This window comes from Amycolatopsis sp. NPDC043887 (assembly GCF_056435665.1).
In genome coordinates, this window is the sequence record NZ_JBWKEB010000036.1 from 1 (window position 1) to 11,734 (window position 11,734).

At 69.5% G+C, this 11,734-nt stretch carries 10 protein-coding genes; 4 read left to right on the forward strand and 6 right to left on the reverse strand.

Translation table 11 applies throughout. The annotated features are described in order from the left end of the window. Positions 1 to 120 precede the first annotated feature (120 nt). Both AC069H_RS42460 and AC069H_RS42465 read right to left on the reverse strand, forming a co-directional pair. Positions 121 to 684, reverse strand: coding sequence for a nuclear transport factor 2 family protein (locus tag AC069H_RS42460; RefSeq protein WP_478236133.1), 564 nt, complete (start codon positions 682 to 684; stop codon positions 121 to 123). Beyond that, the gene (locus AC069H_RS42465) at positions 681 to 2,003 is read right to left on the reverse strand and encodes an MFS transporter (RefSeq protein WP_478236134.1); all 1,323 of its coding nucleotides are present in this window, start codon (positions 2,001 to 2,003) and stop codon (positions 681 to 683) included. The genes AC069H_RS42460 and AC069H_RS42465 overlap by 4 nt, the downstream gene beginning before the upstream one ends. A gap of 160 nt (positions 2,004 to 2,163) precedes the next feature. On the opposite strand from AC069H_RS42465, the gene AC069H_RS42470 reads away from it, so the two are divergent. Genes AC069H_RS42470 through AC069H_RS42480 form a run of 3 tightly spaced genes read left to right on the forward strand, consistent with a single transcriptional unit; the run spans position 2,164 to position 6,990 of the window. Further along, on the forward strand, positions 2,164 to 3,636 hold the full coding sequence (locus AC069H_RS42470) for an amidase (protein WP_478236135.1): 1,473 nt from the start codon (positions 2,164 to 2,166) through the stop codon (positions 3,634 to 3,636). Between the two features lie 38 nt (positions 3,637 to 3,674). Beyond that, a complete protein-coding gene (locus AC069H_RS42475) occupies positions 3,675 to 4,415 on the forward strand; it encodes an ABC transporter ATP-binding protein (RefSeq protein ID WP_478226151.1) in 741 nt (246 codons plus the stop codon). Between the two features lie 4 nt (positions 4,416 to 4,419). After that, positions 4,420 to 6,990: an FtsX-like permease family protein gene (locus AC069H_RS42480; RefSeq protein ID WP_478236136.1), complete on the forward strand. Its 2,571-nt coding sequence runs from the start codon at positions 4,420 to 4,422 to the stop codon at positions 6,988 to 6,990. Positions 6,991 to 7,008: 18 nt separating this feature from the next. On the opposite strand, the gene AC069H_RS42485 is transcribed toward AC069H_RS42480, so the two are convergent. Beyond that, positions 7,009 to 8,358 carry a DUF2252 domain-containing protein gene (locus tag AC069H_RS42485; protein ID WP_478236137.1) on the reverse strand — a complete coding sequence of 450 codons (1,350 nt, stop codon included), beginning with the start codon at positions 8,356 to 8,358 and terminating at the stop codon, positions 7,009 to 7,011. 51 nt (positions 8,359 to 8,409) lie between these two features. Further along, on the reverse strand, positions 8,410 to 9,258 hold the full coding sequence (locus AC069H_RS42490) for a DUF1206 domain-containing protein (protein ID WP_478236138.1): 849 nt from the start codon (positions 9,256 to 9,258) through the stop codon (positions 8,410 to 8,412). 50 nt (positions 9,259 to 9,308) lie between these two features. On the opposite strand from AC069H_RS42490, the gene AC069H_RS42495 reads away from it, so the two are divergent. Next, the gene (locus tag AC069H_RS42495) at positions 9,309 to 9,668 is read left to right on the forward strand and encodes an antibiotic biosynthesis monooxygenase family protein (protein WP_478236139.1); all 360 of its coding nucleotides are present in this window, start codon (positions 9,309 to 9,311) and stop codon (positions 9,666 to 9,668) included. A gap of 36 nt (positions 9,669 to 9,704) precedes the next feature. Here AC069H_RS42495 and AC069H_RS42500 read toward each other — a convergent pair whose 3' ends face one another. Both AC069H_RS42500 and AC069H_RS42505 read right to left on the reverse strand, forming a co-directional pair. Beyond that, positions 9,705 to 11,057, reverse strand: coding sequence for a DJ-1/PfpI family protein (locus AC069H_RS42500; RefSeq protein ID WP_478236140.1), 1,353 nt, complete (start codon positions 11,055 to 11,057; stop codon positions 9,705 to 9,707). A gap of 2 nt (positions 11,058 to 11,059) precedes the next feature. Next, the gene (locus AC069H_RS42505; RefSeq protein ID WP_478226158.1) at positions 11,060 to 11,458 is read right to left on the reverse strand and encodes a hypothetical protein; all 399 of its coding nucleotides are present in this window, start codon (positions 11,456 to 11,458) and stop codon (positions 11,060 to 11,062) included. Between the last annotated feature and the right edge of the window lie 276 nt (positions 11,459 to 11,734).

Below are 11,734 nucleotides of genomic sequence, written 5' to 3' on the forward strand. Positions count from 1 at the left end.
TTCCCTACCTTGAGCGTAGGGAAGGAGGCCTTCACGGACCCGCGATCGACCGGCAGCCACCTCCGGTAGGTACGCAAGACACCGTTGGCTCTAACGTCCTTACCACTCACGAGGTCCCTCTCACTGTCCGGTGCCCGGCGCCATCAGGACCGACGCCGCCGGGAAGTCCGACGCGAAATCGCCGGGCAGCGGGGCGATGAAGACGTTCTCGGTCCGCGTGCGGGTGATGAGCCAGTGGCCGTCTTGGCGCCGGAACGCGTTGTTGAGCCTGCTGGATCGCAGCAGGCCGGTGCCGTCGGCGTACAGCCACGGCTGGACATGGATCCATTGCCCCTCGGCCCGGTCGCCGTCGACGTGAATCTGCTCCGACGTCAGGTAGTGGGCGTTGAGGACCAGCGCCGGATCCCGCTTCTCGCCCCAGAACCGTTCGAAATGCGCCCGGATCGGGTCCTTGCCCACCGCGCGGCCGAACTGCCCGTCGTAGTGCTCGCCGACGCCCTCCCAGACGGCGTCCTCGGCGTACAGCTCGAGGATCAGCTCGATGCGGTGGTCGTCGCCGGTGACGCCGAACTCCGGGCACGGGGTGTCGCAGAGGAACATGTAGCGGGCCTGGATGCGGCGGATCTCGGCCTCGGCCTCCAGCACTTCGACGCGGTGACGCAGTTCGGCGAGTTCGTCCTTCATCGGTGGGTCCTCACTGGCGCGGTTTCGGGAAGGGCCAGCAGGCAGACGACGGTCAGCGCCATCCCGCCCGCGAGGTAATGGCCGACCGACGTCGAGGAGCCGGTCCATTCGACGAGCCGGTTCGCCATCGATGGCGCGAGGCCACCGCCGAGCACCGCGCCGAGCTGGTAGGCCAACCCGGCGCCGGACTGCCGTTGCTCGGGTGTGAACAGCTCGGTCAGGTAGGTGATCAGCGGGCCGAACAGGAACCCGGTGAGGGCGAAACCGACGGCGATGGCGAGCGCCCATGCGGTCAGCGTGCCGATCTCCGCGATCGGGAACAGCAGGAACATGTAGGCCAGGACCGCGACGGCCGACGCGAGCATCACGGGTTTGCGGCCCAGTTTGTCGGAGAGCCGTGCGCCGATCACGACCGTGACCGCGTGGAGCGCGAGGCCGGGCAACGTGCACCACAGCACGTCCTGGATGTCCAGGCCGAGGCCCTTCGGCGCCGGACCGGCGGCATAGGAGAGCATGAATCCGGCCAGGACGAACATGACACCGTTGAGACCGGTGTTCGCGCCTGCCGCGAGCAGCAGCTTGCCCCAGTTGTCCCGGATGACGTTCCAGATCGGCAGTTTGACGATCTTCTTGTCCAGTTTACTGGCCGCGAGCTCGTGGAACACGGGCGATTCCTCGAGGGCACGCCGCGCCCAGACACCGATGGCCAGGACGACCGCGCCCGCGATGAACGGGATCCGCCAGCCCCAGCTGGTGATGACCCCTTGCGGCAAGGAGAAGATCAGCACGAACGCGAGGTTCGCCAGCAGCGCACCCAGCGGCGACCCGAGTGCGACGAACGCGCCGAACGCCGCCCGCCGCGACGGCGGCGCGTGCTCCACGGCGAGTACCGACGCCCCGCCCAGTTCGCCGCCGCGCGAGAAGCCGTGCACCAGTCGCAACAGGACGAGCAGCAACGGCGCGGCCACACCGATCGTGGCGTAGCCGGGCAGCAGTCCCATCAGGACGGTGGCCGCGCCCATGAGGTAGAAGGTGATGAGCATGGCGCGGCGGCGGCCGTAGCGGTCGCCCACCCAGCCCATCACGATCGCGCCGAGCGGCGCGACGACGTAGCCGATCGTGTAGGTCGCCAGGCTCATGAACGAGGCGAACCAGGGATCGGTGTCGCCGGAGAAGAACACCTTGGGGAAGACCAGCGCGGAGGCGACCGTGTAGATCGAGAAGTCGAAGAACTCCAGCGATGTTCCGGCGCCCGCGCCGATCGCGAGCCTGCGGGTCTGGGCCGAGGTGGTCTTGGATGGAGCGGTGGATGCTGTCATGCGCTCTTCCTTGAACGGTGACGGGACGGTCGACGTTGCGCCCCTCCCCGGCAACGTTCGTCCCAACGTAGGAAGCTCCAGGTGCCCCGCCTAGTGGAGGAACCCGCTGCCGGACTGAAGGTTTTCCCTACCGAGTCACCGATATCGAGGAGGTCCGCGCGTGAGCGCGATCAACGATCTGCCCGCCACCACCCAGGCCAGGATGCTCGCCTCCGGCGAGTTGTCGGCGAGGGAACTGCTCGACGCCACACTCGACCGCGTTGCTGAGCTGAATCCGGTACTGAACGCCGTCGTCAGCATCGACGAGGACAAGGCGCGGGCCGCCGCCGCGGCGGCCGACGAAGCGCAGGCGGCCGGGCGCTCGTTCGGGCCCCTGCACGGGCTTCCGCTCGCGGTGAAGGATCTCCACGCGACCGCCGGGATGCGCACCACCTTCGGCTCGCCCGCGTTCGAGGACAACGTTCCCGACGCGGACGAACTCGTCGTCTCCCGGATGCGGGCGGCCGGGGCGATCGTCTTCGGGAAGACGAACGTTCCCGAGTTCGGTGCGGGTTCGCACACCTTCAACCCGGTGTTCGGCCTGACCCGCAACCCCTACGCGCCGGACCGCTCCGCGGGCGGTTCGAGCGGAGGTGCCGCGGCCGCGCTCGCGGCGGGGCTGACGTCGCTGGCCGACGGCAGCGACATGGGTGGATCGCTGCGGAATCCGGCCTCGTTCTGCAATGTCGTCGGCCACCGCCCGAGTCCGGGCCGAGTCCCGGCGTGGCCGGCGAAAGACGCCTGGTTCACCTTCGGCGTCCAAGGTCCGATGGGGCGTACGGTCGCCGACGCGGCCCTGCTGCTGTCCGTGCAGGCGGGCCCGGACGAGCGCGCGCCGCTGTCGTTGCCTGACTCCGGCACCGTGTTCGCCGCCGGATTGCCGGCCCGGCTGGACGGCCTGCGGATCGCGGTCTCACCGGATCTGGGCGGCCGGGTGCCGGTCGACGCCGAGGTCGCGGCGATCGTGGAAGACCAGGTGGACGTGCTGCGCGGCCTCGGTGCCGAAGTCGTCTCCGGCTGTCCCGACCTGACCGGAGCCGAGGAGGTCTTCCAGACCTTCCGCGCCCTGAACTACGCGCAGGGGGTCGGTGACCTCGTCGACGCCGAACCGGACAAGGTCAAGCAGGCCATCCACTGGAATGTCGCGAAAGGACGCACGCTCACCGGCGTGGACGTCGCCAGGGCCATCCGGCTGCGCACCGAACTCTTCCACCGCGTCCGCGCCTATTTCTCCGATGTGGACGCCGTCGTTCTTCCCGCCAGCCAGGCACTTCCCTTCGATGCCGAACTGGAGTACCCGAAGACGGTGGGCGGGACCGAAGTGGACGACTACCTGCACTGGATGCGGGCGGCCTACCTGATCTCCGCCACGGAATGCCCGGCGACCGCCGTTCCGGCGGGATTCACCGGCGAAGGACTGCCGGTCGGGGTTCAGGTGGTCACCGCACGTCACGCCGACCTGCGCGCGCTCGGGATCGCGCACGCGCTGGAGAAGGCGAACGGTCACACCGCTCGCAGGCCGCCGCGTGGTGGTGCCAGCACTACCACGAGTCTTCCCTCACGTGGGATCGATCCGGCCCCTCGCCGGCCGTAGGTTTCAGGGGAGAGATCACCACCGGTTAAGGGGAAACAATGAATTCAGGGGGCACTCGCGCCTTGACGCTGGAATCCGTGAGCAAGGTCTACGGATCCGGCGACGGCGCGGTCACGGCCTTGAACGGGGTGACCGTCGAGGTGCGCAAGGGCACGTTCACCGCGGTGATGGGGCCGTCGGGATCGGGCAAGAGCACCTTCCTGCACTGCGCGGCAGGGCTGGACAAGCCGAGTTCCGGCCGGGTGCTGCTGGGGGACACGGAACTGAACAGGCTGCGCGAGAAAGCGCTCACCGAACTGCGGCGGACCCGGATCGGGTTCATCTTCCAGGCCTACAACCTGTTGCCGTCGTTGAACGTCCTGCAGAACATCACGCTGCCGACGCGGCTGGCCGGGAAGAAGCCGGATCCGCAGTGGCTGCGTGAGATCGTCGAGGGAGTCGGGATCGCGAAGCGGCTCGAACACCGCCCGTCGGAACTCTCCGGCGGCCAGCAGCAGCGGGTCGCGATCGCCCGCGCGCTGATCACCCGGCCCGAGGTCGTCCTCGCCGACGAACCGACCGGGGCGCTGGACACGCGCACCGCGCGCCAGGTCCTCGATCTGCTCCGCTCCATTGTGGACGGTATGGGGCAGACCGTGCTGATGGTCACCCACGATCCGGTCGCGGCTTCGGCCGCGCACGGCGTGCTGTTCCTCGCCGACGGCAAGCTGGCGGGCCATCTCCCGGAGCCGACTCCGGAACGGGTCGCCGAGCGCATGACCCACCTCGGGGAGTGGTGACGTCATGTGGGATTTGGCTTGGCAGACGACGAAGACCCGCTTGAGCGGTTTCGTCGGCGCGTTCGTCGCGATCCTCTGCGGGACGGCGCTGGTCGCCGGTTGCGGCATCCTGATGGAATCCGGTCTGCGCGCGGGTGTCCCGACGCAGCGGTACGCGGACGCGGCGGTCGTCGTCGGCGGTCAGCAGACGGTCGACCCGCCGGGTGCCGGCCCGCTCGAGACCCAGCAGGTCGCCGAGCAGGCTTCGGTGCCGGTGAGCCTCGCCGGGACGATCGCCGCGGTGCCGGGGGTTCGCGGCGTGGTGGCGGAGCAGAGCTTCCCGGCCACCGTGGTGACGGCCGACGGCCGGGTGCTGAACGGGCCCGAAGGCGGCCAGTCGTTGGGCCACAACTGGGACGCCGCGGCGCTGGCGCCGTTCTCGCTGCGTGACGGCCAGGCGCCCGTGGGCGCCGACGAGGTCGTCCTGGACGCGGACCTGGCGTCGCGGAGCGGAGCGGCGGTCGGTCAGCGGGTGAAGATCGCCGTCCGTTCGGCGCCGGTGGAGTTCAGGGTTTCCGGTATCGCCGCCCCGAAGTCGGGTGACGGACTCACCCGGCAATCCGCGGTGTTCTTCTCACCGGAGAAAGCCGCCGAACTCGCCGGGACACCCGGCCAGGCGCACGCGATCGGTGTGCTGGCGGACCCGGGTGTCGCGCCGGGGGACCTAGCCGACCGGATCCGCGGCGCGGTCGGCACCGACAAGGTGACGGTGACGACCGGGGTCGAGCGCAGCACGGTCGAGTTCCTCGACGTCAGCCAGACCCGGATGCTGCTGATGGCGCTGGCCGGCTCGTTCGGTGGCTTCGCCCTCCTCATCGCGGTGTTCGTCGTGGCCAGCACGCTGGCGCTGGTCATCAACCAGCGTCGCCGGGAGTTCGCATTGCTGCGGGCGATCGCGGCGACTCCTCAGCAGATCCGCAAGCTCATCGGTGCCGAGACGATGATCGTCGCGGTGGTCGCCGGGGTACTGGGCAGTGGCCTCGGGGTGGCGGTGGGTTTCGGGCTGAGGAACGCCTTCGGGGCCATCGGCGTGATCCCGCCCGACTTCGAACTGGCGCTCAGCCCGATCCCCCTCGTCGCCGCGCTGGCGCTCGGTCTCGGCACGGCACGCCTGGCCGCCTGGTCGGCCTCGCGGCGCCCGTCGTCGATCCGCCCGGTGGAGGCGCTCGGCGAGGCCGCGGTGGAGCGGCGTGAACTCGGCCGGGTGCGCGTCATCATCGGCTGCGCGCTGGTGGTGGCCGGTTTCGGCGGATCGATGGCCCCGATCTTCGTCCGTGGTGACGCGGGGCTCGCGGCTTCGGGTGGTTCGTCGCTGGTCATCGTGATCGGGCTGGCCGTGGTCAGCCCGAAGGTCGTCGCCGTCATGACGCGGCTGATCGCCCCGGTGCTCAACCGGACCTCGCGGATCAGCGGCTATCTGGCCGCGGCGAACAGCCAGGCCAACTCGCGCCGCCTCGCCGCCGCGGTGACGCCGGTGATGCTGGCCGTCTCGTTCGCGCTGACGATGTTCTACAGCCAGACCTCCGCGGCCGCCGCGCGACAGGAGGAGACCGTCGAGTCGACCACCGCCGACCACGTGCTCGCCGGGAGCACGGGCGGGCTCTCGCCGGAGGTCGCCGAGGCGGCGCGGCGGATCCCCGGGGTGGCCGCCGCGACCCCGGTCGTCCGCACCGAGGTGATCAACACGGTGCAGGAACAGGACAGCCTGCGCGTCGAGCGGTACGCGGCGCAAGGACTGGACGGCGCGCAGATCCGCGGGAACCTGGAGCTGGGCGTGGTGTCGGGCAAGATCACCGACTTGACCGGGAACACCGTCGCGATGAGCGAATCGGAAGCAGGCTGGTACGAGAAGAAAATCGGCGACGAGGTCGAGTTCTACTTCGGTGACGGCGCTCCGGCCAAGCTGCGGCTGGTCGCCACCTACAGCCGTGACCAGGCTTTCGGCCGTTACGTGCTGCCCGCGGACCTCGCCAGGGCGCACACCGGCGATCGGATGGACGACTCGGTGCTGGTGCGGCAGCAGCCCGCCGCGGACGCCGCCACCGTGACCGCCGCGCTGCAGGCTCTCGCGAGCCGCTACCCGGGACTGGTCGTGACGCCGGGTTCGGCGGTGGCGGCGCCCGCGGGAGGGCAGCAGCAGGCCCAGTTCTACGTGAACCTGGTCGCGGTCGGGGTGATCCTCGGCTACGTCGTGATCTCCGTGGCGAACACGCTGGTGATGAGCACGGCTCAGCGCTCCCGGGAGTTCGCGCTCCTGCGCCTGATCGGCACGACGAAACGCCAGGTGGTGCGGATGATGCGCTTCGAAGCGCTGACGACGGCCGGCGTCGCGGCGCTGCTGGGGACCGTGGTGGCGGGGGTTCCGCTGGTACTGCTGAACCTCGGTCTGCGCGGCACCCCACTGCCGTCCGGCACGATCACCGTCTTCGGCGGGGTCGTCGCCGGGGCGATCCTGCTCGGCGTCCTGTCGCTCGGCCTGGCCACCCGCGTGGCGCTGCGGTCGAAGCCGATCGAGGCGATCGGTCTCCGCGAGTAGGCGTTCCCCGTCGTCCGGTCAGCCCTCCGCGGCCGGCCGGACGGCGGGGATCTTCCCGCCGCGGAAGGCGTCGACGAACAACCGGTGGTCTTCCCTTGACTGCTCGGCGTAGGCCATCGCGAACTCGGTCAGCGAGCGGACGAATTCGTCTTCACGGTCACCGATGACCCCGGCGATGGCCGCTTCGCTCTGGAAATCGACGAGGGTCTGCTCGGAGTCCGAATCGGACACACAGTGCATCTTCGCGGTGGCCCGGCCGAGGTAGTCGAGGACCGGCCCCATCTCCGACGGTTCGGTCAGATCCGACCAGTCCAGGTCGTCGACGTAAGGCGACAGCTCCGAGACGACGAACCCGGTCCCGTCGATCTCCGTGTAGCCCAGCCAGGGATCCGCGTGCGCCTGCAAGGCGCGCTGGGAGACGGCGGTACGATGCCCCTCGTTGGTGAAGTAGCCGCGGATGCTCTGTTCGGACACGATACGGCTCGGCGCCGCGACGTTGCCCTGTTTCATCGACAGGACGACGTCGTTCTCCAGTGCCTGTGTCCGGCCTTCGACGAGGATGTTGTACGCGGGCAGCCCGGCTGAGCCGATGCCGAATCCGGTCCGGCCGACGATGTCCTTGACCCGGTAGGTGATGCTGCCGAACCGCTTGTTCTCCGGAATGGTGTCCAAATAGGACTCGAAGGCCCTGGCCGCGATCTCGTGTTCGGCCTTCTCGAGGACCCGGACACCAGGCCCGTGCCGGAACCTGCGGTCGTAATCCTCCACAGTGGTCAGCTCGTCGAGCAGGTCGATCCGTGTCTTGAGCCGGGCCCTCAGCAGGACGTGGTGGAGGACGCCCTCGGTGCTGTCCAGCTGGAGCCGGACGAGTTCGTCGCCGGGCCGCTCGGCGTACTCGCGGACCTGTTCGACGTAGGCGCGCAGATAGGTGCCGATCAGCGTTTCGATGTCGTCGTCCGAGATCGCCTTGCTCCACGCCAGCAGCGCGACACTGGCGGCCAGTCGTTTGAGGTCCCAGGTGAAGCAGCCGAGGTAGGCCTCGTCGAAGTCGTTGACGTCGAACACCAGCGTCCCGGACGAATCCATGTAGCTGCCGAAGTTCTCGGCGTGCAGGTCGCCCTGGATCCACACACGGCTGGTTTCGGCGTTCGCCCACGGATCGTCCTCGTGCGCCATGTCCGCGTAGAACAGGCACGCCGAACCCCGGTAGAACGCGAAGGGGGCGGCGGCCATCTTCCGGAACTTGCGGCGGAACGCGTCGGCGTCCGCGCGCATGAGGTCCTCGAAGGCCTCCACCAGCACCTCGACGATCCGCGCCTGACGATCGTCCTCGCCTCGCTCGCGGATCAGCCCGACCACACCTGTCATCACGACCTCCAGACGTCGTTCACGGTGCCACAGGTCGGTTCGCCGGGCAGGTCAGATCTTCCGGAAACGCGCGTCCAGTAGCGCGAAGGCGCCGAACGCGGCGATCCCCGCCGCGAGCACGAGGAGCATCGGACCGCCGTACGGCTGGGCGGAGAGCGTCTTCAGCGCGGCGTCGAGGCCGCCCGCCTTGGCCGGGTCGAACGTGACCGCCGCGACGACCGTCAGCACGCCGATGGTGCCGTACGCGGCGGAGAGCGCGATCCAGCCGATCTGCCCGAGCCGGATCGTCGTGGTCCTGGCGGGCTCGGAGGCACCGCTGAAGTCGAGTTCCCGGGTGAAGGTCTTCCGGATGCCACGCTGGGCGAGGAACACGGCCACCGCGACCACGGCGATCCCGGCGGCGGTGACCAGAACCGGTCCGTACGACTCCGCGAGGATCCCGGCGACGAGTGAGCCCTGCCCGTCGTCGGCGCCCGCGACGGCGATCTTCACCGCGCTGTAGGACACGAGGCCGTACAGCACGACCTCGATCCCGCTGACGATCCTGCGTACGGTCCGCCGCCGTGCCTTGACGTGCCGGTGCCCGGTGATCGCCTCGCTGAGCTGCCACAACGCCAGGACGGCGAGACCGGCCGCGATCAGCCACAGCAGCCACGCGCCGCCCTCGGCGACCACCATCTGCAGTGCGCCCGCCTTGTCCGCCTTCGCCTTGTCGCTGAGCGCGACCTGTGCCGCGAGCCACGCGACGAGCAGGTGCACGATGGCGTAGCAGACGAGCCCGCCTCGGGCGATCAGGCCGAACGTCTTGCTGTCGCGCATCGGACGATCCTCGTCGAGCGGACCTCCGCCCGCCAGACCCGGCCGGAGGAACATGTCGGGCAGGTCACTCTTGATCTCCACCGAGGTCGAGGGTGAAGGCTCGGGTCCACCACCTGTTTCGAGGAGTGAACATGAGTGAGGACAAGGGCTTCTACTCGATCATCGAGTACGCGGTCGACGGGCCGGAGACCCAGGCGGCGTTGGTGGAGGCCTTCGCGGAGATCCAGGAGCGCTGGGTCCGGTTCTACCCTGGGTACCTCTCGGCCCGCTTCCACGCGAGTGTGGACGGGACGAGGGTCGTCAACGTCGTCAGCTGGGCGAGCGAGGCGGACTACCGGCATTTCGAGGAGACGTCGGACACCGCCGGACGGCTCGCGGCCATCCAAGCGGCGCTCGACGGCCTGCCGGGCGAGGTCGAGTCGCTGGTGAGCGCGAATCCGCGCTACCGCGTCGTCCGGGAGACCGGCCCCGGCCCGCGGGTCGGTGACTGACACAGGGCCGAAGGCCTCGGTCCGAAAAGAACAGGGTCACTCCGGGCCCGGCTGCCGCCGGGTGGTCCGGATCCGGCGATAGAGGGCTCGGATCCCGAAGGCCGCGAGCAGGCCGATGACGGCCAGCCCGAACGGCCGGAGCGTGACCGTCCACGGCCACGCTTCGCCGTCGAGCGTGAGGTGCTCGGTCCGGTACTCCAGCGTTCTGGCCGTCCACCGCGTGGTCGCGGTGTCCGTGGTGCGCACGAGGTCTTCGAGTACGGCGTCGAACGGGAACCCCGGCGCCGCGTGCAGATACACCGGCGAGAACCCGGGGTACCGATCGGCGGCGCGACTCGCGGCCGCGTCGGCGCCGGGCACGATCAACCGGTCGTGGTCGGCGGTCGCCGGCGTGCCACGCGGCGCGAAGGTCAGTCCGTGCCGGGACCGGATCGGCGTGCCGTCGAGGCCGACCGCCGTCGTCCCGACCGCCAGCGACTGCCCGTAGGTGTCGAACACCGCGGCGAGTTCCAGTTCCCGGATCCCGTTCGTCAGCAGGACACCCAGCATCGGCTTGTCCCAGCGGAACGCCGTGTTGAACCCGACCACGGTGTCCGCCGCATCGAAGCCGTTCTGCGTCATCGGCGGGCTGGGGCCGGGGGAGTAGTGGGTCCAGCCGACCGCATCCGCGGCCTTCCGCGCGGCTTCGGTGCCGGCGAAGCGCTCGGTGAGGTGGAGCGCCCCGTCGATGCCGGAGAGGATGCCGGCCGTGGTCACGATGTTCCCGTCGTCGACGTAGCGCGTGCCGCGAACCCAGTCCACGGCGGGGAATTCGTCGTCGAAGCCACCGATGCGGATCCAGTGCGCGGTGGCCTTCCTCCCGTCGAGGAGCCCGGCCGTGGCGAGCACACCCGAACCGTTGCAGACACTCATGAGCAGCGAGCCCCGCGCCGACTGACGCTTCAGCCAGTCGGTCACCGGCCGCGTGGTCGGCTCACCGAGATCCGGCAGCGCGGGCACCACCACGACGTCCGGCGCGGCGGACGAAAGCAGCCTGTCGAGTTCGGCGAAACCCAGGTCGGGGATCAGGTCGAGGCCGCCGGTCAGGGGGACCGGCCGGACCTCCGGCGCGACGGTGTAGACGTTGAACGCATCGGTCGCCGCCAGGACCTCGTAGGGCGCGAGCGCGTCGGAGACGACGGCACCCTCGTTCCCCACGACGACCACCGCGGTGGGCTTCGCCGGATCGTGCGGCCGGTGGGCCGGGCGCGGCGCGACCCCGTCGGTTCTCTGTGTGTAGCGGTTTTCGAAGCTGGCGCCGAGGGTGACCGCGCCGAGTGTGACGGGCAGAGCCAGCGCGGCGACGGTGAACGCCAGCACGGTCAGCGTGATCCGGACGAAGGGTCGCATGGTCAGAGCCCGTACTCGGCGCGGCGGCGGATCATGGCGGCGAGCATCGCGGGCACCATCAGCACGTGCCCTGCCGTCATCAGGGTCGGACCCGAGACCAGGCCGGTCCAGAAGAACGGCAGGAACAGCACGTAGGGCAGGTACATCGCGGCCGACATCTCGGCGATCGAAGCCCAGCCGTGGCGCCGGATCCGCATCCACAGCGCCATCCCGATCGACATGTTCGTCGCCATCACCAGCGCGTTCACGGTCACGTTCCCGGCAAGGCCCGGCCACAGGAACGACCAGACCGGCTCCAGGACGATCATCCCGGCCACCATCGCGACCAGCATCTCCACGGCGTGGCGGATGAAGTGCAGGACGGCCTGCTTGCGGGTCTTCTGTTCAGTCGTGTGGTTCATTTCCGGCTCCCTCGGTCGATGCGATGGGAGCAATGTTCGGCCGAGACGGGGCACGGGAGCAGGTGCCGGAAGTCATGGGCGAGGTCATGTGACCGGTGTCCAGAGCACAACGCCGGCGCAGGGGCTGTCGTGAGTGGCGATTCGGGTCAGGGCCAAGAGCGTCTTGGGTGCCTACTGGATCTGGCTGGGGCTGATCATGTGTCCGTGAAGGCCTCCTTGCCTACCCTGAAGGTAGTGAAGGAGGCCTTCACGGACCTTCAGGGTCGCCGCTCTCGT